This is a genomic window from Oceanobacillus sojae, assembly GCF_900162665.1.
Lineage (GTDB): Bacteria > Bacillota > Bacilli > Bacillales > Amphibacillaceae > Oceanobacillus > Oceanobacillus sojae_A.
The window spans coordinates 166,689-193,030 of record NZ_LT727810.1 but is presented as its reverse complement, the minus strand read 5'-3'; the positions used below and the strand labels follow the sequence as shown (position 1 = coordinate 193,030).

At 36.5% G+C, this 26,342-nt stretch carries 26 protein-coding genes; 11 read left to right on the top strand and 15 right to left on the bottom strand.

The window, feature by feature from the left end:
• Positions 1–59: 59 nt before the first annotated feature.
• The 8 genes from BN1068_RS04685 to BN1068_RS04650 all read right to left on the bottom strand — a co-directional run bounded on the left by BN1068_RS04685 (position 60) and on the right by BN1068_RS04650 (position 8,307).
• Positions 60–1,178: an aminotransferase class V-fold PLP-dependent enzyme gene (locus tag BN1068_RS04685; protein ID WP_077601674.1), complete on the bottom strand. Its 1,119-nt coding sequence runs from the start codon at positions 1,176–1,178 to the stop codon at positions 60–62.
• A 68-nt stretch (positions 1,179–1,246) separates the two neighbouring features.
• Positions 1,247–2,422 (bottom strand): YhfX family PLP-dependent enzyme, encoded by a 1,176-nt coding sequence (locus tag BN1068_RS04680; RefSeq protein ID WP_077601673.1) that lies wholly within the window; start codon positions 2,420–2,422, stop codon positions 1,247–1,249.
• 26 nt (positions 2,423–2,448) lie between these two features.
• Positions 2,449–3,645: a phosphopentomutase gene (locus BN1068_RS04675; RefSeq protein WP_077601672.1), complete on the bottom strand. Its 1,197-nt coding sequence runs from the start codon at positions 3,643–3,645 to the stop codon at positions 2,449–2,451.
• A gap of 11 nt (positions 3,646–3,656) precedes the next feature.
• The gene (locus tag BN1068_RS04670) at positions 3,657–4,022 is read right to left on the bottom strand and encodes a PRD domain-containing protein (protein ID WP_077601671.1); all 366 of its coding nucleotides are present in this window, start codon (positions 4,020–4,022) and stop codon (positions 3,657–3,659) included.
• Between the two features lie 53 nt (positions 4,023–4,075).
• Positions 4,076–5,008: a GntR family transcriptional regulator YhfZ gene (gene yhfZ, locus BN1068_RS04665; protein WP_254846707.1), complete on the bottom strand. Its 933-nt coding sequence runs from the start codon at positions 5,006–5,008 to the stop codon at positions 4,076–4,078.
• A 211-nt stretch (positions 5,009–5,219) separates the two neighbouring features.
• Positions 5,220–6,500 (bottom strand): YhfT family protein, encoded by a 1,281-nt coding sequence (locus tag BN1068_RS04660; protein WP_077601669.1) that lies wholly within the window; start codon positions 6,498–6,500, stop codon positions 5,220–5,222.
• A gap of 49 nt (positions 6,501–6,549) precedes the next feature.
• Positions 6,550–6,906 carry a DUF2620 domain-containing protein gene (locus tag BN1068_RS04655; RefSeq protein ID WP_077601668.1) on the bottom strand — a complete coding sequence of 119 codons (357 nt, stop codon included), beginning with the start codon at positions 6,904–6,906 and terminating at the stop codon, positions 6,550–6,552.
• A 444-nt stretch (positions 6,907–7,350) separates the two neighbouring features.
• Positions 7,351–8,307, bottom strand: coding sequence for a helix-turn-helix transcriptional regulator (locus tag BN1068_RS04650; RefSeq protein WP_077601667.1), 957 nt, complete (start codon positions 8,305–8,307; stop codon positions 7,351–7,353).
• Positions 8,308–8,417: 110 nt separating this feature from the next.
• On the opposite strand from BN1068_RS04650, the gene BN1068_RS04645 reads away from it, so the two are divergent.
• Complete coding sequence (locus tag BN1068_RS04645) at positions 8,418–8,897, top strand: GyrI-like domain-containing protein (RefSeq protein WP_077601666.1); 480 nt, start codon at positions 8,418–8,420, stop codon at positions 8,895–8,897.
• A 282-nt stretch (positions 8,898–9,179) separates the two neighbouring features.
• On the opposite strand, the gene BN1068_RS04640 is transcribed toward BN1068_RS04645, so the two are convergent.
• Together BN1068_RS04640 and BN1068_RS04635 are read right to left on the bottom strand one after the other, a co-directional pair.
• Positions 9,180–9,557, bottom strand: a complete 378-nt coding sequence (locus BN1068_RS04640) for a retropepsin-like aspartic protease (RefSeq protein ID WP_077601665.1) — start codon at positions 9,555–9,557, stop codon at positions 9,180–9,182.
• Positions 9,554–9,802, bottom strand: coding sequence for a hypothetical protein (locus tag BN1068_RS04635; RefSeq protein WP_077601664.1), 249 nt, complete (start codon positions 9,800–9,802; stop codon positions 9,554–9,556). The genes BN1068_RS04640 and BN1068_RS04635 overlap by 4 nt, the downstream gene beginning before the upstream one ends.
• Positions 9,803–10,170: 368 nt before the next feature.
• On the opposite strand from BN1068_RS04635, the gene BN1068_RS04630 reads away from it, so the two are divergent.
• The 7 genes from BN1068_RS04630 to BN1068_RS04600 all read left to right on the top strand — a co-directional run bounded on the left by BN1068_RS04630 (position 10,171) and on the right by BN1068_RS04600 (position 17,913).
• Entirely contained in the window at positions 10,171–10,461 is a 291-nt protein-coding gene (locus tag BN1068_RS04630; RefSeq protein WP_077601663.1) for a helix-turn-helix domain-containing protein, read from the top strand.
• 248 nt (positions 10,462–10,709) lie between these two features.
• On the top strand, positions 10,710–11,723 hold the full coding sequence (locus tag BN1068_RS04625) for an extracellular solute-binding protein (protein ID WP_077601662.1): 1,014 nt from the start codon (positions 10,710–10,712) through the stop codon (positions 11,721–11,723).
• Positions 11,724–11,762: 39 nt separating this feature from the next.
• On the top strand, positions 11,763–12,860 hold the full coding sequence (locus BN1068_RS04620; protein WP_077601661.1) for an ABC transporter ATP-binding protein: 1,098 nt from the start codon (positions 11,763–11,765) through the stop codon (positions 12,858–12,860).
• A complete protein-coding gene (locus BN1068_RS04615; RefSeq protein WP_229720051.1) occupies positions 12,850–14,502 on the top strand; it encodes an ABC transporter permease in 1,653 nt (550 codons plus the stop codon). Before BN1068_RS04620 ends, BN1068_RS04615 begins: the two co-directional genes overlap by 11 nt.
• Before the next feature lie 54 nt (positions 14,503–14,556).
• Positions 14,557–16,254, top strand: coding sequence for a sensor histidine kinase (locus tag BN1068_RS04610; RefSeq protein ID WP_077601660.1), 1,698 nt, complete (start codon positions 14,557–14,559; stop codon positions 16,252–16,254).
• Entirely contained in the window at positions 16,247–17,038 is a 792-nt protein-coding gene (locus BN1068_RS04605) for a response regulator transcription factor (RefSeq protein WP_077601659.1), read from the top strand. Before BN1068_RS04610 ends, BN1068_RS04605 begins: the two co-directional genes overlap by 8 nt.
• A 137-nt stretch (positions 17,039–17,175) precedes the next feature.
• Positions 17,176–17,913: a MurR/RpiR family transcriptional regulator gene (locus tag BN1068_RS04600; RefSeq protein ID WP_077601658.1), complete on the top strand. Its 738-nt coding sequence runs from the start codon at positions 17,176–17,178 to the stop codon at positions 17,911–17,913.
• An 86-nt stretch (positions 17,914–17,999) separates the two neighbouring features.
• On the opposite strand, the gene BN1068_RS04595 is transcribed toward BN1068_RS04600, so the two are convergent.
• The 4 genes from BN1068_RS04595 to BN1068_RS04580 form a co-directional block, all read right to left on the bottom strand.
• Positions 18,000–18,866 carry an IS3 family transposase gene (locus BN1068_RS04595; protein WP_077601657.1) on the bottom strand — a complete coding sequence of 289 codons (867 nt, stop codon included), beginning with the start codon at positions 18,864–18,866 and terminating at the stop codon, positions 18,000–18,002.
• The gene (locus tag BN1068_RS04590; RefSeq protein ID WP_077601656.1) at positions 18,830–19,393 is read right to left on the bottom strand and encodes a helix-turn-helix domain-containing protein; all 564 of its coding nucleotides are present in this window, start codon (positions 19,391–19,393) and stop codon (positions 18,830–18,832) included. Before BN1068_RS04590 ends, BN1068_RS04595 begins: the two co-directional genes overlap by 37 nt.
• Before the next feature lie 87 nt (positions 19,394–19,480).
• Positions 19,481–20,854, bottom strand: a complete 1,374-nt coding sequence (locus tag BN1068_RS04585) for a class-II fumarase/aspartase family protein (protein WP_077601655.1) — start codon at positions 20,852–20,854, stop codon at positions 19,481–19,483.
• Between the two features lie 22 nt (positions 20,855–20,876).
• Positions 20,877–22,427 (bottom strand): PTS transporter subunit EIIC, encoded by a 1,551-nt coding sequence (locus BN1068_RS04580; protein ID WP_077601654.1) that lies wholly within the window; start codon positions 22,425–22,427, stop codon positions 20,877–20,879.
• A 299-nt stretch (positions 22,428–22,726) separates the two neighbouring features.
• Here BN1068_RS04580 and BN1068_RS04575 point away from each other — a divergent pair, with 299 nt between their 5' ends.
• The 3 genes from BN1068_RS04575 (at position 22,727) to BN1068_RS04565 (ending at position 25,637) form a co-directional block, all read left to right on the top strand.
• Positions 22,727–23,473, top strand: coding sequence for a Cof-type HAD-IIB family hydrolase (locus BN1068_RS04575; RefSeq protein ID WP_077601653.1), 747 nt, complete (start codon positions 22,727–22,729; stop codon positions 23,471–23,473).
• A 353-nt stretch (positions 23,474–23,826) separates the two neighbouring features.
• Positions 23,827–25,188, top strand: a complete 1,362-nt coding sequence (locus BN1068_RS04570; RefSeq protein WP_077601652.1) for an SGNH/GDSL hydrolase family protein — start codon at positions 23,827–23,829, stop codon at positions 25,186–25,188.
• A gap of 248 nt (positions 25,189–25,436) precedes the next feature.
• Positions 25,437–25,637 (top strand): hypothetical protein, encoded by a 201-nt coding sequence (locus BN1068_RS04565; protein ID WP_077601651.1) that lies wholly within the window; start codon positions 25,437–25,439, stop codon positions 25,635–25,637.
• Between the two features lie 44 nt (positions 25,638–25,681).
• Here BN1068_RS04565 and BN1068_RS04560 read toward each other — a convergent pair whose 3' ends face one another.
• Entirely contained in the window at positions 25,682–26,326 is a 645-nt protein-coding gene (locus BN1068_RS04560; protein ID WP_268239009.1) for a PTS sugar transporter subunit IIC, read from the bottom strand.
• Positions 26,327–26,342: the final 16 nt, after the last annotated feature.

Genomic DNA, 26,342 nt, shown 5'->3' with positions numbered 1-26,342 from the left:
GTTGAGTTATTAATATAAGATTTTTCTTCACCAGTCTTTGAATCAACACTAATAATATCTTATAAATTTATTGCCTTATCTAATATATTCAATATCATATTTGCACCAGATTTCATAGGGTTAATACGCAATCCATATTGCCTTAAGTGAGGTTCAGCTTCTATAAAACTTCCGGATACACGATAAATCAAGGGTAAAATTTCATATTTCGACTCAGCACCTACTGGATGTGGAGCCGCTCCTAATTCATTACTCCTCTTTAACACTTGTTCAGCTATTGGTTCTTTTAATTCAACAATTACATTCTTTGATTGGGCATTCGCTATATATGCATTTTCTACCCCATTAATAGCTCCTTCATTCAGTAATTTACAGAGTTTTTCTACCTGTTCATTTTGAGTTGCCAATAAAACGGGAGAAAATGTCATCATACGTAATAACTCTAACGCCTCGTATCCCTGCACCTGTCCGCCACCAGAATAATTCTTTTCTTGCAATTGCTGAATCTGTTTTTCTTTACCCACAATGACACCGATTCCTTCTGGTCCCAGGATTTTAAAACCAGAAAAAGTAGAAAAATCAGCTCCGTATTCAACCCCTATTCCATTCGTTTTCATGACACAGTAATTATCATCCACAACAATCGGTAAATCCGGCCTTAAACGCTTCACCATCTCAATTATTTGCCGCAATTCATATGTATCAGAAGGCTGTTGTCTGGCATGCTGAATATAGAATACTTTACTTTCTTTATCCTCCATCACCAATGCTTCAACAGATTTTCTGTCATTATAATCAACTGCTTTCGTTTTAAGACCTAACATACGAATGGTATCCTTTGTCGTTGTATAGACAGGTGCTTTATGAATAATCATCGTTTCCCCAGCTTTCATTAATTCACTTAAAATGATACGAATAGCACCTGTCCCCGCACCACGAACCAGTGCAGCTTTTTCGGCACCAAAAAATGCAGCTAATACACGCTCTGCATTTTCGGTATACTCAGGCTTTTTATATTGAGCAGCCAAACCTAAATCACCCATTGTTAAAAACTGGGTTCCAGTAAAATGTTCACTTATCTTCTCTACTAATTTGAACTGTAATTGCTGCGCTTCCTGTACAGTTAAAGAGGGAAGCACAGAGTTTGCATATTTCAGCTGTGATACATCGTAGGCCATGATAAGTACCCCTTTCCCCTATTTCAATTAATATATTTTCAAAAAAGTTCCAAAAGGATGGTTTATTTTTATTCATTATCTATCGTTTGTTCATCACTCAGTAAATTCCCTACCGAATCATAGATACCTATTAATTTTGGTGAACTGGAGAGTCCCTGAATAACAGCAATTTTTGCATGTGTCACAAAAACTTGTGTACGGAAGGCAAAAATAGCTGTATCTCCAACATGAACACAATCCGTATCGAGGGTCCCGTAATAATCAATATGCCCTAGTTCATTTTGAAGAACAGGTACTTTCTTCAACTGTGTACTACTAGATCCTACCAAAGCGAATTTCATATGTGATCTTGGGTAAAATCCACCACCGAACACGTACGCCTTCTTATTAGATACATGAGAAACTTCAGACACATATGTCATCGCTGGTCTTTCTTTCAGAAAATCTTCTGTATGCAGTGGCGTGGTGCCCGTTAGTGCATGACCAGGTTCTCCTTGAGTGGCTCCATGCTCTTTTAATAAACGCATCGTTTCTGTCGAAGTAGCACTAGGCATATTCAATTCCAAATGCTCATAGCCTTTTTCCTTTAAAAATTCATTTGCCTTTTGCATCGATGCAACATTAGGTGTAACAGATGGTTTATTTTCTTTAATAAGCAGACAAGGGAAACTTGTTAATCCGGATATTTCTACAGCCTTTAACGCTTCTAATTTTTTTATATCTTCAACCAGCCCGGATAAGGTAAATCCGCCCTCCTGGCCATAATAAATATAATCGTTTTCCTCAGCAATACGCAAAAAGATTTTCTGTGATTTTCCCATTTCATTTGCAATATCACTTATATTTTTTGCATTTTCGTAGCTGAATACAGTAATATAATCTGGGTTGAGTTTTAAGATGGTCCGAATCATATTCTTAGGTATTTGAACAAGATGTCCAACATGTCCAATCTGAATACCAGCCTTACTCAATGTGATGGCTTCCCATGGGTCAACCGCTACAGCTTTTTTGATCCCTGCTTCTACGATAGTATTGGCTACAGCTGGGTTTCTTCCAATTTGTTTTGTCATAAAAAATAATTCCATACCTAATCTTTCAGCTTCTTTATTTAACATAGATGCATTTTCTTTAATCGTATCCAAATCAAGTACATACGTATTTGGATCAATAATTCCCTGCTGATGCAGCTTTAAAGAAATATCTATTAATTTATAGTTGCGTTTTTTTGTTATTTCCAGAAACATAAACTTCCCTCTCCAATCACAAATACTTATTCAAAAAGAAACGACTCTCCATTTTCTGTCGGATGCAGTTCTAAATAAGCAGCTGCCGTGGCACCTATATCTGACAGCGTATCCCTTTCTCCGATGTTTATTGGATTCCAGCCTTTATGAAAAGCAAGTAAATACGTTTTTTCTCTTGTATGCTGACTATGGCCAATTGTAGGATCATTACCATGATCAGCACTCATAATTAATAAATCGTTCTTTGTCATTCTATGAAATACTTCCGTCAAATACGTATCTACTAATTTAATACGATTTGCATACCTATCCGGATCTTGAGCATGACCAGCAAGATCCGTTTCTTGGACTGTTGCTGCAATCAAACCAGACTTCATATGATCCATCTCATGAAGGATATTTTCCATCACTTGTTTTGTATCAACTCCAGGAAATTTTTTAGCACCTTCACAATAAATAACGTCCTGCATTTTTCCTACCAGGGATACATCCAGCCCTTCTTTTACAGCAATCGTCGGCAGCTGATACTCCGGAGATATTCCATATCCCAGATGACGAACTTCATAACCTTGTTTATAAACATTTGATTTTGGAGAGTTTACGCCGACTAATCCATCGGCCCGGCGTTCTACAGATGCTTGTAAATGCTTTGGAGTCACACTTTTCCCTCCAAGTGCAATCACTCTGTTTACTTTTACATTTTTTCGGACACAATTTCCTATTTTCAAAACTTCTTCGAAAGAAATATAATCTAAAGGAGCACTCACATTATATATTTGTCCATAATCGGTCTCGATATTATCTGCCACTATAACGAGATCATCCACCAGCAGATATGGCATCTTTGGATTAGGTATCGTTACTTTATATCCCTCATTTTCTAACGCTGCTTTCACTTCTTCCATATTCTCAATAAAAGGGGCAAGGTATGCTTTCTTCGGCTTCGAACCCATAATTTCATTATGGCCTTCAAAACTATCAGCTCCCTGATGCATTAAATTCAATACACCGTAGCTAGCCAGATTTTCTTCATTTTTTAATTTAGGATGATGTAGAATTTTATTTATTCCCAGTCTTTCAAGATTTGGTATATTTAAAGATGTTTTATCTAGAATATGATAAAAGGTATTTGCGCCAATATCCTGTGGATGATATTCTTTCACATCATCCATATTGCCAACACCTAAACTGTCCAGTATTAAAATAATCACTCTTTTTGTCATGCTTATTTCCCCTATCTATTATTCTCGATAACTCCATGTAAATGGAGATAGAAATAATCCTGTTCTTCCTTTGGTAATTCATAGTGAAACTGATGTTTTATATACTCAATAACCTCTTTTATCTCTTCTTTATATGGGGTTTGGTATATATCATTTACAACTTCTCGAGACGGACCTTCTAGTTCTTCCCCTTTTTTAATTCGGGTTAAAGCTATACATAGATGTACCCAAAACATCTCTGAATTTTCAATTGGTTCTTTTTTGAGTTTTGCTGCTAGAAAATCATACGTTTGATTTGTTACATCATAAGCTTGCTTCGTAATAATTTGACCATTTAATAAAATCGTTAATTTCTTATTCATCTCCAATTTATTCATAACAATTCACCTCAGTATACTGTATATTGTATTTTGTTTATAAAAAAGGGGAGTTAATACCTGGGTATCATCTCCCCTTTTTCTACACTCCGTTGCACCTGAAGTATCTTCTCTTCAGTTACTGAGTACCATTTTTCATTCATTTCCTTCTCCCGGTCACTTTCAATAATAATGACTGCCTTTGATGTATCCCTGGCCAACTTCTGCGCCTTCACAGATTGAAAGGAAACGGATTTAAAGTTTCTAGTCATTCTCTTATCATCAGCATTCCAAATCGTTGCATCTATTTCTTTATTCGACAATTTATCAAATAATTGCATGTAATTAACATCTACAAATTCAACATTTTTATTTTCAAACTCCATTTGTGTTAGTTGGTATTGATCTAATGATTCCTTATCCACACCAACCTTCATACCATCTTGAATTTCATTTTTTTCTCTATCTGATAAAAAAACTTTATGGGAAGAGACATATGTATTCTCTCCAAAGCTTCTCAATATTTTCAAATTAGGATAGTCAGATAAAGTAAGATTTGCAGTCATTCTGGATACAACAGCATAGTCGCATCTTTTTGTTCTTAAGGATTCAATTCTATTTGTTGCCCCACGCATATAAATTAAATTAGTACGTTTTCCTGCTGATTCAAAGGCTTCAACCATCCCGCTTGCCAATCCTTCATACTTTCTGGAATAAGGCAATGGCATTGATCCAATTAAAGGGGCAATTCCTGCAATTTCTAATAAGACATCATTATCTTTCCAAACTAAGAAGGTGCCTAAATGACCTCTAGCTTCTATTTTAATAGCTTTCATTTCTTCCAATAACCTTATAGCTTGTTGAACGGTACCTCTTCCAATATTTAATCTTTCACTATAATCTGCAACACGTGGCACTTTTGCCCCAACTTCTATTTTATTCAATAACTCTGCAATTTTTTTGGCTGCTAATCCATTTTTTGAATAAAGTCTTTCCCACACATACATCCCTCTTTTAACAATATACCGTATTTTGTAAATAATTATAAGCGTTTTCAAGATTATTTGCAATAAAAACCTGTAGAGATTTTAGCGAAACTACTTTATCTTATGATATATTAATAAAAGATTTTATAAACTATTTACCTACACTAATTCAGTTAATTTTTTTGCAAAATAACAATTAGAACAGCTAATATTCTATTAAACAAATGATTATTTATTGTATAAATAATCCAGTTAATGCCAGTATGTTAGCTACAACCCCAACGACTATGGCTGCAATAGGACCAGCAGCTAGTCTCATCACTGGTTTACCAGAAATTTCATTTAGTATATAAAGAGCTACAACCATAAACAATCCTGTACCTTCCCAAATCAAATTACCAGCATTAATGCCTCCCACTAATAGGGCAATTTCAAGAATTTGTACCATAGCTGTTCTAATATTATCTCCAGACATTTTTAAAGCAGGAAATTTATTTAAAAATCCACCAACTTTACGTAAACTTAGCACTTCAAAAGCCATAGCTCCTGCACCTAAAAGTACTGCTATAAACGGATTAGCAGAAATATACCCTAATCCTAATATCCAATCATTCCACCCGTTTTGATTATAAACACCACTTACTAGAGCCGTAGTAATTACTAATGGCATAAATGCAATTGCCTGTATAAAAGCAACAAGTGCTGCTGACATAATTTCACCTTTTCCTAATAAAGCACCAGCAATTGGTTCTCCTGCTAACCATTGATAGTTTGCTGCAACTGCAATAATTGCTCCCATAGGTATTAAATAGTATATGTTTTTTCGAATCCTTTTAACATTTTCTTCAAACATACCTTCACCAGTATCTTCTCCTCTGGTTTTATCTTTAGCAGCAAAAAAAATAAGACAAAACATACCAATAAGCATAGCAATTCCTTCGGGACTCAAAGAGACTTCATTATCAGCTATATAAATAGGATTTACCCTTTCTACAATTACTCTTCCTAAGACAGATAAAATAAACGTAATTAAGCCTTTCTTTTTTCCAAACTGATAAGCTACTGCAACTGCTGGAAATGCAACAAAAGAGAAAATAATTGGATCTCCTACTGCCGCCAGAGCATCTAAGAAATTAACTGGTAAGTATTCAAAACCTTTGACCACAAAGTCAAGTGTTAAAGGGATAAAGCCACCACAGACAAAACCTGTTATTGTTGCAATTTTTGTATTTGCTATGGATGTTCCAACAATATCAGAAGTTAATAAAATAATATGAATAACAATTATTCCTGTAGCTAAGGTAATGGGCATAGCAAATCCTGTTATAAAGCCAATACTAATAGCAAATGAAATTCCAGCAAGTTCCTTCCTTGACATATTACCATTTATAAACTCTGGCATAATCGGTCTTAATCCATCATGATAAACAGCTATAGTCTTATTAACTAGAAAAGTAGAATAGCCACCCATTATAGCAAAGATTATAAACTTTATTATTTGTTCCGATTCCATTTTTTACCTCCTATTTCCAACTTTTAATTTTTTAAATTAATTGATTTATTCATCTGTTCAAATATTTCATTAACATTTCTACTGATGCTTCCAACTGATCATTTGTGAACCCAAAAGCTTTTCCACCTTTTGAAACTGCATCCTCTATTTTTTCCTCTTTAGGTGGTCGACCAGCCATTGCGACTGTAAAACATTTTTCTCTGCCTAAAACCCCATACGCCATTCCCAAGGCTCCTCCAGCTCCACTTTGACACGCCCCAAAATAATAATCATATTGGCCTGATTTAACTTTCATAGCTGCATCCATATCGGTAAAAATATCCGCATCTATACCATCGCCATTATATTTCAAAATTTCCTTCTTTATTTCTTCTTTACTTAATTGTCCTCCAATTGCAATTTTCATTCTAATTCTCCTCCTCATAAAATTAATAATTCAGAATAAAGTATGTGAACAAGTTAAAATTTATAAGACTACTCTACTGATTTTAATTAAACTAATTACTATAATAGAACATCTTCCCTTAATTTTGTTTAACTTTTAATACCTCCTTTCCTGACTATAATCAAATTACTTCAACATCTTTTCCAAAATAAACATTGGTTAATAACTCTTCAAATCTACTTTCAATTTAATTTATACACGAACAATAAGCAATATACGGTATTTTGTATTTTTATTATAAACGTTTTCATTTAGATATGCAAGATAAATTTTTAGGATATATTAATTATTCAAAATGAGTAGAGGAATAGTGCTAAATGTATTAGTAAAGCGTTCAATTAAATACACGTAAATATGTTAGTACATAAAACAACTCTCATCATTTCTTACCTTTATGGCTTAGAACTAATATAATCTTCCCCTCTTTTGCACTCCCTTCAAAACCTCCCCCGGAATCTCCCTAACCACAACATCCTCCCCAAGAAAAAGCAGCCAGCTAACTATCTCGCTAACCTCCTCCTCATTCCCCACATCAACAAAAGTGTTTAAACGCGCACTAGTCTGGTAAGGATTAGTATAAGAAATGGAAACAGTTAATGGATGATACTTCTTAAACTGAGCAATCGCCTTCGGCCCCAAGTCAAGCATAAGATTTACATCTTTCTTCTGCTGACGCTGCTTTTCCAAAATCTTTTTCCTGCTTATTCTATTTTTAACAGGATAAGGCTGAACATCAGTAACGCTATCCACAGGAATAATTTGCGTCTTTTTCTCTCCCAAGTGGAAACCCTCAATCAGCCAATGACTTTTTTCACGATAAAGGTGCAGAAGATAAATCGGATAAGATTTGCATTCTTTTCCTTCCTGCACAGTAATCCATAAATAGCTGTCCAGAAGGATGTTTTGAATAAGCTGTTCCAGCATAGGATGAGGAAGATCAGACAGGTCAAGCAGATCAGGATTATTGGGATTGGTTCCTTCAAACAGCAGAATTTGATTTAAAACCACCAGGTCATCCTGTTGGTTTTCAGAGATAAGACCGAGCAACTTTTCAGCCAGGGACTGTCGGCTTTTTAAATAAGGAAGCTGCTGATTTCTGGTAGCCATAAAAGCAAGAAAAAGAGCTTTAATCTCATTATCCGTGAAGCGGACCGTCGGCAGGACAGAGTTATTCATCACAAAGTAACCTCCGTCGCGTCCTACTTCGGTAGTAAGCGGCATTCCCATAGCTTCAATTTCTCGTATATCTCTAATAGCAGTCGAACGGGAGATATTAAATTCCTGCATAATTTCCGATATGGTAAAACGGGATCGATTGTTGATATAGCGCATGATTGTATTGATCCGCTCAACTTTTTTCATGATATCCTCCTAAACAGTATCATTTTTTGACATGATTTAAGGTTAGTATAAACTTATCAAATGAAAAGACAACTCATTTGGTACAAATTTAAAAAAGGCAGGTTTTGAATATGGCAAATTATACATTAGAAGAAAAAGACAGCTTTGTTGTGTTAGGTTTTGGAACAGAACTGAAGAGTGATTATACAGACTATATGGGAATCAATAAAGAAAAGGCTGATTTCTGGAATAAAGTCCATGAGGATGGAACACTTGAAACGTTAAAATCTGTTGCCGATAATGATTACGTTTTTATCGTCAATGAAGCGGTAAATAACAAAATGATGCATTATGCCGGTGTGATGACGAAAGAAACCTTACCTGATGCAACGAGAGTGATTCAATTTCCGAAAGGGGAATATGTTGTTGTTAAAGGAGAAGCGGAAACTGCTAAAGCCTTGCATGAGACACTTACTGGTAAAGCTTTTGGTGAGGCTCTGCCGGAAGCACAGGATGTAGCATATGTCGGCGGACCAAATACATCGGTTGAGATGGGAAAACGTGATGGCAAGGTGTATGGGGAAATGTGGATTCCTGTTGTGAGGAAGTAAAATTAAATCGTCTTTTAAATCATAGCAAATAATCCGTATGCAAGAGCAAACGGGTTATTTGCTGCTTATTAATTTTCAAGTTAATCCAATATTTTGAAGGCAGAGGAAATCATTTAGTTCAATAATCAATGCTTCTTACTCCCATATGATACTGGAATAACTTAGTCTAGACGCTTAGGAAAACAACTGAAAAATTTGTATTTCAGGAGAAAAATAAAAGAGGGTTTATTAACAGTGGTAATGCAATATAAGTCTTAAATTCAGTATTTCAAAAGGATTCGATTACATATTAAGAGTCAATTCTAAGTTCTTCAAATCAATTACAAAATGGTACTTTCTCAATATGTCTAATCCTAGTAAAGCGTGATGGCCATTTGGAAGTGTACCTATGTCTATTTCAAAGTTCCTGATAGTAAAATTATCAATAATAATCTCGTTCATGGTTTTTGTATAGAATGGCACTGTCCCACCAATTCCATATGCTTCGTAAATGACATCTCCATTTTCATACGTCACTCCGATTTCTTCTAAAACATCAGGATTAATAACTGTATGGAAAGAACCTGTATCTACAATTACATCTTTAATCTTTAATAAATTGCCACGATATGAAACAATAAGTGTTATGGTTAAAAGATTACCGTCATAGATTAACTTCACAAACCTCTTCTCACTTTCATCAAAGGATCTCTCCGCAAATGAATAACAAACTCTTTATTGGAGGTATGGTAGACCATTGTTCCTTCTTTAGCACGAAAAAATTCTTTATTAGCATTCTTCCTTGAAACTGGACGAATTGGTGCTACTTCATCCACAATTTTTTTATTGTCCTCTTCATGATAGTCAAGAATAGAAACTAACAGAAATTGATCCGGAAAAAGCTTTCTGGCCTCTTGCCATTTCATTTTGTATCATTCTCCTTCCTAAATGATTAAAAAAAAAAAGATGCTTCCCTTCCCTGCTTATACAAATTATATTTCTCTATTCAATAATAATTATATATTAATAGCCGAACATAAAAAATAGATAGTATCAAATAAATCTGATAACATATCCTTATAAAATACACTCTCACTCCAATGAATTGTTAGAAAATAAAATGACAGAAGTATTAAAACAATTCACAATTACCATAGAGTAGTTTTGCTTCATTATTTCAACAAACAATACAATGGCTTAATCAACCGGAGAGATATCCTCCCAGCTGAAAAAAGCTATTCAAATTATTGCGAAGATGACCCTAATCTCTATTAATCCAAGGAGGAGAAAAACAGTGAGTGATTTTTTTGAACGCTACGCTAAAATGCGCGGTGAACAGCATGTACAGAATCTGCAGTATGAAGGAAAAATCGCAGCACAAATAAAAACTCACCGTCAGCAGCAGAAGCTGTCTCAACAACAGCTCGCTGATTTAGCAGACTTGCCTAAATCAACAATTGGCAGAATCGAAGCCGGTATAACAAGTCCAAAGGTTGATACATTATTGCAGATTTCCAAAGCACTAAATATTCCTTTTATTATTGATGGCACAGCTGATCAAAAAGATATATTTCTAAAAACCTAATTCTTTAAAATGACGGCAAAACTTTTAACACTTCCTATAGAATAAGATAAACTGCTTCAATCTAGTGCAATTCCAACTAAAATTGCGGTAAAAAGAATATAATTTTTAGAATAAGGGTTTTCACAGATTATTGGTGAAGGCCTTTTTCTTATGTGTCCGATTTTAGACAATGTCGTTTGATATTAGCATTGAAAACGTTACCAACGCTATATATACTGAATACAATCAAATATTAGGAGGCTATCATCTTGAAAAAAATAACGCATTTATTATTAGCTTTTACTCTGTTAATGGTACTGGCAGCTTGTGGAAGTGAAGAAGACAATGAAAATAAACTCGTCATCTATTCACCAAACAGCGAAGATATTATTAATACAATTATTCCCATGTTTGAACAGGAAACAGGTATTGAAGTTGAACTGGTTTCCGCAGGGACGGGAGAATTATTAAAGCGGATTGAAACGGAAGCCGGCAATCCAAACGGAGATATCATGTTTGGAGGCAGCAAGGCTCAAATGCTGGGAAATGGAGATTTATTTGAAGAATATACTTCAAAAAATAATGATAACATGCTTGAAGGCCATCAAAATGTAGGCGGTTTTTTAACCCCTTATGGTGCTGATGGAAGTGTCATACTCGTTAATACAGATTTAATAGGAGATATTGAAATTAACGGTTATGAAGATTTATTAAATCCGGAATTAAAAGGAAAAATTGCTGCTGCAGATCCTGCAAGTTCAAGCTCTGCTTTTGCCCAGCTTACTAATATGTTATTGGCTATGGGTGGCGACTATACCTCTGAAGAAGGCTGGAATTACGTAGAAGAGCTTGTTAAAAATTTAGACGGTAAGGTAGCAAGTGGATCTGGTAATGTACACAAGGGAGTAGCAGATGGAGAGTATACTGTTGGACTGACCTACGAGGATCCTGCCCTAAGTTATGTACGAGACGGCGCACCGGTTGAAGTTATCTATCCTGAAGAAGGAACTGTCTTCTTAGATGCAGGTGTCGAAATTATTAAAGATGCGAAGCATTTAGATAATGCAAAGGCTTTTGCTGATTTTATTACCTCTGAAAAAGCACAAAATGCGTTTGCACAGGAATTGACGATCAGATCGTTAGGAAAAGACGTGGAGATAGCTGATTATAAGAAACCGCTTGAAGAAATAAATATTATTGAAGAAGACGAAGAGTATGTGGAAGAGCATCGAAGCGAAATTGTCGACACATATAAAGATGTATTTACAGGCGCACAAGAATGAACAGAAAATAATATGATTGAAAAATAAAGGAGAATGGCCGTGAGTGTAACCATCAGCTTTAACAATGTAATCAAAAAATATAATGATAAGCCTGTTATCTCAGGATTGTCTCTTGACATTAAGAAGGGTGAGTTTTTCACCCTTCTCGGCCCTTCAGGCTGTGGGAAAACAACACTATTAAGGATGGTAGCGGGATTTAACAGCATTGAGGGCGGCGAAATCACTTTTGATGACAAAGTAATGAACCGGATTACACCTCAGCATCGAAATATTGGAATGGTTTTTCAAAATTACGCTATCTTTCCGAATTTAAGTGTAAAAAATAATGTTGCATTTGGACTTAAAAACCGAAAAATTCCAAAGGATGAAATTGAGAGAAGAGTTGACCATATTTTAGATGTCGTACAGATCAGCCAATTCAAAAACAGCATGCCGGAGAATCTATCCGGCGGCCAACAGCAAAGGATTGCTCTGGCTCGTGCTATAGTTATGGAACCAAATGTATTGCTAATGGATGAACCACTCTCTAATTTAGATGCTAAGCTGCGGGTAGATATGCGTGAAGCAATCAAATTAATTCAACATGAGGTGGGAATTACGACTGTCTATGTAACACACGATCAAGAAGAGGCAATGGCCGTTTCTGATCGAATTGCTGTTATGAATGCAGGTGTTATCCAACAAGTAGGAACACCACGGGAAATCTATCAAAGGCCTGCTAATATATTTGTCTCCAATTTTATTGGCAGAACGAACATTGTTGAACGCTCCTTAAAAAAAGTAGATAGTAGACAAGTACTTATCATGGACGAACATTACCAAATTGATATAGATAATATTACTCTGCCTGAAGAAGAAGTAATTAAAGTTTCCATCCGCCCTGAAGAGTTTACAATTAGTGATACACAAGAAGGTATGGCTGGTGTTATACAGCATAGCGTATTCTTAGGCATCAATGTTCACTACACCGTTAAGCTTTCAAACGGCGAGAATGTCGAGGTGACAGAAGAATCTACACTTGGTGAACCTCTGGAGCCGGGAACAGAGGTAAAGCTGCTCGTAAACAGGGAGAAGATCAATCTATTTCATTATGAGAGCGAAAAGAATATCCTGGAAGGTGATTCCTATGCAAAATAAAATGGCAGGAAGAAAAGACATCTGGAGTGCAATTACGTTAGGAATTCTTCTATTATATGCGCTTGTCCTTGTACTGCCTTTATTCACACTTTTAAAAGAAAGTATATTCAAGGATGGAGCACTCTCCTTCGAGCACTTTGGTGAGTTTTTTGGAAAGAAATATTATTACAGTACCCTTTTTAACAGCCTGAAGGTAACAGTTGCCGTGACTTTGGCTTCTCTGGTCATCGCTACACCGCTCGCTTATATTATGACCACTTTTAAAATCAAAGGAAAATTATATTTACAAATATTAATTCTTATTTCTTCCATGGCTCCCCCGTTTATCGGAGCATATGCCTGGATATTATTAATGGGACGTAATGGAGTAGTAACAAACTTTCTAAGTGATGTATTTCATATTACCATGCCGGATATTTATGGTTTTTCCGGGATTTTAATTGTACTCACCCTTCAATTAATACCTTTAATATATATGTTTATGATGGGTGCGTTCAAAAGTATCGACAATTCATTGATAGAAGCTGCAGAAAGTATGGGATATACCGGTTTCAAAAAAGTATGGAAGGTTATCATGCCGCTTATGGTACCGACTATACTTGCTGGATCGCTGTTAGTATTTATGCGTGCCCTGGCAGATTTCGGTACTCCGATGTTAATTGGAGAGGGATTTGAAACATTGCCTGTACTCATTTTTAATGAATTCACGAGTGAAATGGGAGGAAATGCCGGTTTCGCTGCTGCCATTAGTGTCATTGTCGTGGTCATTGCATTAACTATTTTCCTGCTGCAAAAATATATTACAAACAAAAAATCATTTTCTATGAGTGCGCTTCACCCGATTAAAGAAAAGAAGGAATCTGGTATAAAGAATGTTGTAGCTCATTTGTTTGTATACGGTTATTTGGCACTTGCTATCCTGCCGCAGCTCTATGTTGTGTATACAGCATTCTTAAAAACATCCGGACGTATTTTTGTCAAAGGCTATTCTTTAGATAGTTTTAAAGCAGCATTTACCCGCTCAGGTGATACAATTGTGCATACCTTTACTTTAGGACTTATCGCACTTTTCTTCGTTATCCTGATAGCAATTTTGATTGCCTATGTAACTGTAAGGAGACGCAATGCAATCACGAATGGACTGGACATTATATCGATGGTACCATATATTGTGCCCGGGTCTGTACTTGGTGTTGCTTTATTGCTCGGATTTAATAACAAACCTTTTCTTCTAAGCGGAACAGCAACCATTATTATTATTGCCTTTGTAATCCGCAGACTGCCGTATACGATTCGTTCCAGCGCTGCGATTATTCATCAGATTAGTCCAAGTATTGAGGAAGCAGCCGCCAGTCTCGGAGCATCCAATTTAAAAACATTTTTCAAAATAACATTACCAATGATGCTGCCTGGTGTTATCTCGGGTGCTATTCTCAGCTGGGTAACGATTATTAGTGAATTAAGTACGTCTATCCTATTATATACAGTCAATACAAAGACAATGACAATCGGTATCTACACCGAAGTCATTCGCGGAAACTACGGTGTAGCTGCTGCGTTATCAACGATACTTATTGCAATAACGGTTATTTCTCTGTTAATTTTCTTTAAATTAACCGGACGGAAAGAAGTTTCTTTATAGCTGAATAACTAGCGAACTTTATATGCAATAATCAGACAAGGGGGTGACTCTATATTGAAAAAGAAAAGTTTCAAGGAAGCTACGAAAAGTCTTTTTCTTAAATATACAGTCGTCCCTATTTTGATTTTAATTATATTATTTACGTTATTTACGATTGTTATATTTCATTTAAAAGCAGTTTATGATGCCAAGCAGTCAGGTGAACAAATTAAGGAAAGAATGACAGATGTGTATGAAGTTTATCAGGGAGAAATAAAAAAAATGGCAGGGTCGTCTTTGGTGACAAAAAGCCTAAACTATCATGATGATATTAATTTGGTTTATGAGGATTTTTATAATTTCAACAATAAACAGGATGTCAAAAGCAGTTTTTTCCTGGTTGACGTAAACGATGTATTCGTGGCATCTACCAATAAATCCAATAATGAAGTGAACGAAGGTATTCTGAACCATATAATCCCCCTTTTGGAAAAGTATCCAGATGATTTATTAAGCCTTGTCGAAAAAACAAACTTCTCCCATGGCCAAGCCTCTACCATTACTTTAGGGACGGCTGTGAAACAGGACAAACAGATTATTGGATATGTAATTTATATGTTATATGAAGAGGATTTCCAGCGTTTAATTTTTGGAGAAAAAACAGATATAGCGGTGATTACAGATACTTATAATCATATTGTTGTGACTTCTAATGAAATCGTTCAAGGCTTAATGAATAAATTTCAGCCTGAAAAACTATCTCATTCAAAAGTTCAAATAGAAAATGATACCTATTATATGAATCAAACTGAAACAGCAGATAATACCTTCCGTATTTATACATTAAACAATACAGAAACAGATAAAGTAGTGCTGATTTTATATTTTATATTTATAGGGATTACCTCCGCGTTCCTATTTATTCTGCTTCGGATATTAGCAGAAAAGATGTCCAGACGAAATGCCGAGTCAATTGATAAGTTATTAATAGCAGTCGACCAATTGAAGAAAGGTGATTTAACCTCCTATGTGGAGATTCATACAGGAGATGAATTTGAAACACTGGCAAATCAATATAACACCATGCTGGATAGTCTAAATGATTTGCTGAACAGGAACAGAGAGTTGTCGGAGATAAGAAAAGTAAATGAAATGAAAATACTGCAAAGTCAATTCAATCCTCATTTTCTGTTTAATGTGCTGGAAACTGTACGATATACCATGGTAAGTAATGTAGATAAAGCACAGGATATTATTTTATTATTATCTTCTTTACTGCGATATAGCATCAACCAGAATATTGATCAGGTAATTTTAGAAAAAGATTTGAACTATACGATTGACTATCTTAAATTGCATAAAATGCGGTTTAATGAGCGGTTGCATTACTCTCTGGAGATTCCAGAAGAAATCAAAGAAGCTTATATTCCAAAGCTGCTATTGCAGCCAATTATTGAAAATGCTATAAAATATGGCTACCGGCATCAGACCACCCTGAATATTTGGATTAAAGCAAAGGTTGTTGGAAGCGATATCGTCTTCTCAGTTGAAGACGATGGAGGTGGAATGGAAGCCCAACAACTCGCTGATATCCAGAAAAAGATACAAGCTTCTGAAAATAATCAAGTCGGCATTGGTCTGTACAATACCCATCGCCGTTTACGTTTGCAGTTTGGTGAGAAATATGGTCTGGAGATAGATAGTACTTTTAATCAAGGGACAATAGTAAGCATAACCGTCCCCTACCTGAAAGGAGAAGAGCATCATGTATAAAGTATTAGTTATAGAAGATGAGGACATTATCCGTGAAGGGTTGAGGTACCTTCTTGACTGGACTGAGCTCCAATGCGTAGTGGTTGGAGAAGCCGCAAATGGCGTGGAAGGCTTACAGCAGATTTCAGAACTAAACCCGGATATCGTACTGCTTGATGTTAATATGCCTCTCAAAAACGGGATTGATATGCTGGCGGAATGTAAAAGCCGGGATTTATTCAGTACTATTATTTTATCAGGCTATGATGATTTTAATTATGCAAAGCAGGCGATGCAATTTAGCGTAAATGAATACTTGCTTAAACCCGTTGATCCATGCGAATTAAAAGAGGCAGTTAAGCGTGCTATAACATCTGTAGATGCCAAGAAGCAATATCACATTATGAAGCAAAGTATCCAAACACCTGATAAGGTAAATGTATTAAATGTAGATATCTGGCACAAATGGAACGATAAATCAAAGCATGTTCACCAGATGATTGCCTATATTCAGGACCATTATCATGAAAAAATCAGTATTCATGATTTGGTAGATGAGCTTGGTATGGGTACAACCTATTTGAATAAGAAATTTAAAGAAGCCACCAGTTATACTTTCAATGATTTTTTAAACCGTTACCGGATTCAAAAAGCAATTGAACGCATTAAAACGGGAGAAGATAAAATCACCATGATCGCGATTGACGTAGGCTTTAGTAATTATCGTTATTTTATCGATGTATTTAAAAAGTACACAGAATTTCTTCCCAGTGACTTTACAGCCTATTTTGGCGATAAGGAGTAGTTTTGTATAAAGCTTCCTGGCAAAGTATTTTAACCCTCCCTACAAAAACAGAGCTCTGTTAAAATTGCTTCATATAGTGTACGATAATATTAACAACATGTTTTGCTTTTTAGAACCTTGAATTGGATGGGAAGAATATGTTTGATGTAATGAAGAATTATGAAGAGATGACCACAAGTGAAAAAAAAGTATTGAGCTATATCGTGGAAAATCAGGACCAAATTCCGCATATCAAAATTAGTGATTTAGCAGAGGAAACCTTTGTTTCTAAAACAGTCATCATTAATTTGGCGCAAAAATTGGGTTTTTCCGGTTTTAGAGAAATGAAATATCATATCAGCCGGACAATTCTTGAAAAAATGTCTAAACAAGAAAACCAAACAGTGATGTATCGGGAGGTTTTAAAACAATCCATTGATAAGACATTCTCCCTCGTTACTGAAGAACAGCTGCTTGAAACAGCAGCTAAAATCAAAGCTGCAAAAAATGTATTTATTATGGCCAGAGGAACAAGTAAAGCTGCTGGTCATTATTTGGAACATCTCCTATTGACAATCGGAATTCAATGTATCTTTATAAAGGATTATAATTTATCTGAAGTGTTTACAGATTTTGTTGCGGAAGATGATATTGTCATCTTTATATCGATATCTGGAGATACGAAAAAAATTATTGATACTGCTAAAAAGATTCATTTGAAGAAAGCAGAGATGGTCAGTATCACTTCATTCCGAACAAACGAATTGACCAGTTATACGACGAATAACCTGTTTTGTTATACCGATAAAGCTAACACCAGTAAAAATGATACCATTTCAAGAACTGGTTTTTTTCTCACTATAGATTTGTTGATTGATAAATTGGCAAACATTTAAACTGCACTTATTTTGAGTCTGTTCAGGACAATAAAAACAGCAAAATAACACCCTTCGGTGGCTACCCCCAAAAGTTAGAGTTTTTATTATGCAGCTGATTGGCTGGATTGAGTTCGGTATTCGACTGGGCTCAACCCGGCCAATTTTTCTTTTGATCGTTCATGGTTGTACCAATAGATATATTCTTCAATCCGTCTTTTTAATTCTTCATAGCTTACTAATGCTTCCCCATAATACATTTCTTGCTTTAAAATGCCAAAGAAATTCTCCATGGAAGCATTGTCTGCACAGGTTGCTTTACGTGACATGCTCTGGAATACTTTATTTTGTTTTAATGTCCTCACCCATTGGTTATGCTGATAATGCCAGCCCTGATCTGAATGAATGGTGGTGCGATAAGTTGCATGATTCTTTATTATTTCTATCGTTTCTTTTAAAGGTTTCATGACAATATCTAATGTTGGACGTTTCTTCATTTCAAACGCAATAACTTCACCATTATAAAGGTCAAGAATCGGATTTAAATATAACTTCTCTTCGCCTAGACATTTGAATTCTGTAATGTCTGTTACTAGTTTTTGTAGGGGAATAGGTGTGTTAAAACGACGCGATAGTCGGTTTTTTGCTACTTTCCCAACAGTTCCCTTATATGAATTATATTTACGAGTTTTCCGCATAAATTTCACACATTTTAATCCCAGTTCCCGCATGATCCGATACACTTTTTTATGATTGATATCATATCCTAAGTCCTTTAATTCTCTTGTGATCCGTTTATAGCCATAACGCTCATAAAACTTTTTAAATAGGTCTGTAATGCGTTCTTTTAATGCTAGATCTGAATCTTCTTTCCCTAAGTTTTTGACGTGATAGTGATAGGTTGCTTCCGGAATGCCCACGACAAGGAGAACATCTTTTAATCGGAATCCTTCTTCTTTAAGTTCGAATGCCACCTTTGCTTGTGCTTTTCGTGGAAGGCACTCGGATTTTCCCGAAAAGCTCTCAACTTTTTTAGGTATGCATTTTCTAGTCGCAGTAACTCATTTTCGCGTTCCAATTCTTCTTCACGTGTTAACTTTATCTTTTCTTTTTTCTTCTGTTTATTGGGTTTCTTAGACATAGAAGATCGCCCCTTTGATCTTGGTTTCAGGCCTTCTGTCCCTTGTTCACGAAATGCTTTCATCCAGCGTTGAATCATGGAATGGTTGTTCAAATTAAATTGAACTGCAGTTTCTAAATAAGAAGCACCTGTTTCTAACATAAATTGTACCGCAGCTGATTTAAATTGAACAGTATACTCCGCTTTCTTTTTTCTTCGTCTTAATCCTTCCATTCCTTGTACTTTATAAGATTTCACCCAATTTTTTAATGGTGAAGTACTAGGCATATTATATTTTTTCGTCAATGATTTATATCCAAGGCTCCCGTGTAAATACTCAGTTACAAGTTTAATTTTAAATGCTTCACTATATTTAGCCATGAAAACACCCCCGAAAGTTAAATTTTCTACTCTAACTTTTGGGGGTCGGTACCTTCTCATAAAAGAAGCGTGCTATTTTGCTGTTGATTAACTGCTGTAGTTTTTACTGATTTCCTCTGCGACTTCTTTTGCCCTAGCAGATTCTTTTTCTGCTAACTCTGCAGCTAGGCCGATATAGTTACCAGGTTCAATCATATGCTTTATTTCTTCATCATTAAAGCTTGCACGAATTTGTTCGTTTTCTCTTAAATTATCATAAAATTCCTGCCCTTCCGCTGCTGTCTTCATAGCAACCTCATACATCAGGGAGTGTGCCTGATCCTTCCCTAATTTTTCTGCCAGCTTCATCATTACATATTCACTATTATCAAGGCCTTTGTTACGTTTGGCATTATGAAGCATTCTATCTTTATGGACGGTTAGTGTACGTGTTAATTCTTCACAGCGTATCAAAATTTCCGTTATCAGTTCCATTGACTCTTCCAACAGCCCGTCAAACAGCATGTAGGAACTGCTGTCTCCCTCATATGGACGTACTGCTGAATACATGCCTGTACCAGGAAGGGAATAAAGTTTCTGGGAATTCGCGATAATCCCTTTGGCAAGCTTCGGATTAATTTTGTGCGGCATAGTGCTGCTACCGACGGTTCCTTTACTGAAACCTTCGGATACTTCGGCAATTTCTTCTAACGTTGTACTGTATACCTCTTCGGCAATTTTATGGCAGCTGTTCGCTAATAAAGCCAGATTCGACATATACTCCAGTTTATGCGTACTTATATTTCTGGATGGGACAGCCATTGGATACATACCAACCAGCTCCGCCACCCTGTTTTGAACTTTTATCCCGATATTGGGCATAGAGCTGAAAGTACCTACTGCACCGCCCATCATTATCTGAAAAACTCTTTTTTCCGCTTCGGCCATGCGTTGATAACAGTTGATAAATTCACTTATCCAGACAGATACTTTATACCCGTAAGTGATTGGAGTAGCATGCCTTCCATGCGTTCTTCCAGTCATGACAGTGTCTTTATTATCCGATGCCAGCGTGCTTAAGTTTTCTAAAATCTGACCAATCAGACGCATAAATATCGTATGCGCTTTCTTCAGAATATACAGCTGCGAGCTTTGTTGTATATTCTGTGTTGTAATCCCGTAATGGACATATTTCCCACTGTCGGGCGGACAGGCCTTCACCAGAACTTTCAGGAATGGAACAAAACCATGGCCAATTTTTTTATAAATACGGTCCATTTCCTCTAAATCTAAATTTTCCAGCTTGGCAGCCTCTTTGATTTCCTCCGCCGCTTTCTTAGGAATAAAATCATATTCAGCCTGCGCCTCAGCCAATGCCGATTCAAACAAAAGCCAGGTTTTATATTTTTCCTCTTCAGTGAACAGACTTTTTAAACCTTGATCATCAATTGTTTTACTTTTAGAATCATATAACGCTTTCATGATGTCACTCCTTTAAAAATCTCTATACTTTCTCATCTACTGCATTTTTTACAAATTCTACCTGTGTCCCATAAACGATATGAATATGCTTGGCCGTCGGGAAAAAGAACCCGGAACACCCGGTACTGTTTAATAAATCTTTGTTGATATCTCTGACCTCTTTTAAATCAATTCGGAGCCTGGTAATGCAATTGTCTACATTCAAAATGTTTTCTTTTCCACCCAATGCCTCCACTACTTTATCTGCTATCTCGTCATAGCGTTTTTCCTTCAGCAGTGTATTGTCCACATTTTGAAGCTTTTCCCTGCCCGGTGTTTTTATATCAAACCGGATAATAGCCCAATAAAAAATAAAATAAGTGACGACAGCTAATCCCAATCCGATCAAAACAAGGAAAATCCATCGTGAATTTTCATAAAGCAGTCCAAAAATCGTGAAGTCAAAAATCGTACCCCTGATATAACCAATCGAAACCTCCGCCAGCGACAGCAGCACAGCGCCGATTCCAACAATACAGGCGTATACAACATATAATAACGGAGCTAGAAAAACAAAAGTAAATTCAAGCGGCTCTGTTACATTCCCAAGAAAAGCTGTCAATACCATGGTAACCAGCATAGATTTGACGTATGTTTTATTTTCTTTATAAGCTGCCTTGTACATCGCAAAAGCAATTGCCGGGAATAAAAACAGGACAACCAGCATCTGCTGCTGCGCCATGAAACGGGACAGCTTCGGCATCATAGACCAATACTCACTGTTCGGTCCCTGATTAAACAGAATTTCTGTAATAGCAGGAACAACACCGACATATGTCTTACCTTCGATAACATACGACCCGCCGGCTTCTGTGAATCGGAACAATGCATTCCAGACATGATGAAGTCCAAACGGAATGAATAATCGTTCTCCTGCAGCTGTGAAAAAAGGGCCTGCAACGCTTAAAAATACAGCTGACAGGTTCGTTAACAGCCCTACAAAATATGTCCAGATGAAAGGCAGTAACATCCCAACTGCAGCCATTAATCCGATTGTGATGATTGGAACTGATTTTTTCCCGGAAAAGAACGCCAGCGCCGCCGGAAGCTCCAGGTTATAAAATCGTTCCGTCGCCCAGGCTGCAATCAGACCGGTTAGAATCCCGCCGGCAGCACTGATATTTACCGTTTGAATACCAAGTATTTCGATTTGCCCCTGCTGGGTCATTACATCCGGATCTGCCATTGTCCCCGTGACCGTCAGCCATACATTCATGGCAACAATCAGGGTCAGATACCCTGCCACGGAGGCAAAGACCGAAATCCCTTTATCCTTTTTCCCCATCCCGTAGGCGACACCCATTGCGAATAGCAGCGGGATATTATCAAATACAACATTACTGATGGTCTTTATACTTACTAAAATGGTGTTAACGGTATCATTTCCAAGGAAAGGAACTTTGTCCACCATGTAGTCTTGTGTAAGTGCGCCGCTGATCCCCAAAAGCATCCCGATAGGAGCCAATACCCCAATTGGAAGAAGCAGCGTTCTGCCGAATTGCTGTATGGAGTCACCGATTTTTCTTTTACTCATCCTCTAAAACCTCCTTGTATCAATGATTCCAATTCATTTTCCGCTAAAAACTAATAAAAGATGGCATGAATGCTTGGAATTATTATCTGCTTCTATTCTATCAATATGAAAAAATAGTTGAAGCTCCTCCATTTCCTATTATCTTATTTAGGTAATAGAAAATGACCCAGGTCATAAAAAAGGATCCTTCAGATAATGATTTATTTATTATGCAATGATATAGTGAACATATTATCAGACGGAGCAGGACTAAAACACAAAGGGAAATTCTATAGTAAATACATATGGAGGATGACGTTATGACAGATATAAGATTGATTGCACTGGATATGGATGGCACGTTATTAGATGACAAAAAAGAGATTACCAGCTGGACAAAAAAACAAATTATGAAAGCGCATCAGGCAGGTGTCATTATTGTCTTATGTACCGGACGCCCCTTTCATCACTGCTATACTTACGTTCAAAATCTGCAGCTGAATTCTCATTTAATTACATGTAATGGCGGACAAATCTTCGAAAGCGATTATACAACAGTTATTGCCGAAAATCTGCTGGAGGCAGAAGCACTGGCTGATTTATATCGCTATGCCCGGGACTTAAAAATGGATACGTGGACCATTTCTTCAAAAGAACCTTTTTACAATGACATACCGGATAACTATAATGACTACAGATGGCTGAAATTCAGCTGCTCCCATAAGGATGAAAAAATTTTAAATAAGATAGAAGCAAAAGTTCATTCGATAGATGGCATAGAAGTCAGCAATCGGACAGCCGTCACCGTTGAGGTCAATCCAGCAGGTGTGAATAAAGCAGCCGCTCTTGAATTGGTCTGTGAAAAATTAGGTATAACGATGAAGAATGTCATGGCAGTGGGAGACAGTCTCAATGATGTGAAAATGATTCAATCGGCCGGAATTGGAGTGGCGATGGGAAATGCTCAACCAGCTGTAAAGCAAGCTGCTGATGATATCACCGATACCAATCAACATGATGGGGTTGGAAAAGCAATTGAAAAATATATTTTATCTGCTTGGATATAAGGCGCTTTTATCGTTTCCTTGCGGTTAAATATAAGGGTGCAGTCCCTTTCTGTTACATGAGTTAACAGAAAGGGTTTTTTATTACTATGAAAATAACTATTCCGCTTTTTTCACTTAAAATCGCCGATATTTCGCATAAAATCTATAAAATTATTACTGTATAAAGTTTATATCTGTTTATCTTAAATTAGCTTGTAATAGATCAGTTACTCTAAAATATGCTCATTTATGGATTTATCATGATGTATGATACATTAATATATAGGTCTTTAGCGTGCCGGAATATATCAAATAAAGATGGTTTCATACGCTTCAAAAATCAAACATCCTAGAAAATACAAGGAGGAAAGATAATGAAGAAAAAGATTCTATTGACCTTTCTGTTGACACTTCTGTTCGGTATGATTATTTACCCGAGAACGATGAAGGCGCAATCAGCAGAAGGATTTGATCCTGCTGACGGAATGTATATAAAAGCAGATAAGGAACATTACTGGGAGGGACGCTATTCCAACGGCCGTATCTTTGCTGAATATCTCGCAAAAGAATTAGCTGGCGGTTATGATAATTTAACCAACTATGCAGTCGGCGGTGCTTTTTCTGGTGACATGGGAAATACAAAAGAAGAACATTCCAACTGGTCCTCCTGGATTAAAGGCTGGGGCGGAGTAGAACAGACTATAAGATTCCTTGCAGATACGAACGGAGAAGCTGATCCCGAAGCTCTTTATATTATCAGTATCGGTGGAAATGATACATATGCCGTGGAAGATTTGGGAGTGGAACGTGCAGCAGAGCTTGCCAGTGATTATTCTCTTGAAATGGTTCAAAACCTTGTAGAAGGCGGTGCCAAGTATATTCTGCTGCCAAATCGTTTTGTAGATCAGCGTACGGATTTAACAGACTTTGGTGATATCAGAAACCAGCAGGTCGTCAAAAAAATAGAAGAGTATCTCGCTCTTGATAACACGCCTGACGATGTAGAGGTTATCTACGGACATAACCAGCAGCTGCGTAAGAATATTGATGAGCAGGGCTTTGAAAAATTCGGATATAAGAGTATGGGCTTTTATCTTGTTTCCGATTGGGTTCCGGCTTATGGTTACGCCTTAGCTTCTGAAGATAACAGTGACATCTTCCCTGCCAGTGAAGCAGAAGACATCTATGGCGGCTATGCTCCTTACTCAACAGACAGCGAATATTATAATCCTGAAGCATCTGGCTGGGAACCGGATGATTTCTATACTTACGATGAATATCATTTATCCAGCCGGAGTCAAAAACACTTGGCTACGTACCTTTTAAACTCCGACATCACAACAAATGATAACGAGGGCACTTTCGAGCAGGTCTATAATGGTAATACCAGCGATTTTGCCGAAGCAATAGCTGATGGTACTATTCCTTCCGAATATACAACGGTCTATACCTTTGGCGACAGCGGTATTGACACCGGACGTGGGTTAGAGGTTACCACCGAGTTAGTGGAAAATCGCGGGAAGCCAAAAGAATCTTCCTATGTAGTAACACCTGAAGATAATCTCTGGAATATTGCAAAGGAAAATTACCGCGGAGAACAAACTGATGCACAAATAATGAAAGAAGTTCAAGCTATTTATCAAGCGAATCGGGATCAGATTCAAAATCCAGATTTGATATTTCCAGACCAGACAATTATATTGCCGGAAATGAATGATTCTAAAACATATAAATAACACCCTGGAAACTTAGGCTTATCGTATATCTCTTTATCCGAGAGCCTAAGTTTTTTGTATACTTTCAGAGAACCACTTTTAACTTATGAAATTCCTCTTATCCATCTTCTTACCTTAAATCAGATTACATTCATCCACCGCATTTAAATATGTAATATAGATACTTCCTGATAAATCTGATAATATATTTCTATAAAACTCATCAACATCCCATCAATACCAAACAACAAACAAAGGAGAACGCCACCATGACCAACATGATAGCTTACCTTTTCGGCAGACTGATCGGAGCATTTTTACTTTCTTTATTATTCACATGGATTTGGAGCCTTATCTACCGTGCAATAAAGAAGAAACCAATTTCTAAATTTTGGTTAAAGCTATTTATTATTACTGTCATTTTTACTATCATTTCACTTGTAGGAACGATGAATCAACAGAATCTTTAAGTTATAAATACTGTCATTTTTCTATTATTTGCTGATAGAAGAATTCAAAATAAGAGCCTATCCTGCATAAGCGCGGAAAGGCTCTTTAAACATGTTTCTTTTATCAACATAGGCAGCAGACCGTAATGTGTGCCTGTCAACACGAGCAATGGATATAATGCCCCTAAAATCATTCCTGCAATAAAGGTTAAGTTGCTGTATAAAGCGTTGAAACCTACTGAGAATAAATCACCAATCCATATACTGATTGGACCAATAACAATTAGAATTAACGGTACGGTAATAATTAAGGATAAAACAGGTGTAAAAACAATATCCAATACTTTTGGCATCCACGATTTAATAAATCGCTCAATATAAGACAACAACCAAACGCCAATAATAATCGGTAGTACAGAAGAGGAATAGTTCATTAATGTAAATGGAATAGAAAAGAAATCGATTCCAGTATTTCCTTCTGCAACTAAGCCTGTAAATGTCGGGTGTAATAGGATACCACCAATTACTGCTGCAATAATGGGACTACAGCGGAATTTATTGGCTGCACTAAATGCCAATAAAATCGGTAAAAAGTAAAACACAGCATCCGAGATAACATTTAGAACCATGAACGTATTGGAATCAGCGGCAACCCAACCGAGGTTACCCAGAACAACCAATAACCCTTTCAAAATTCCTGCCTCTGCAATAGCAGGGATAATTTTT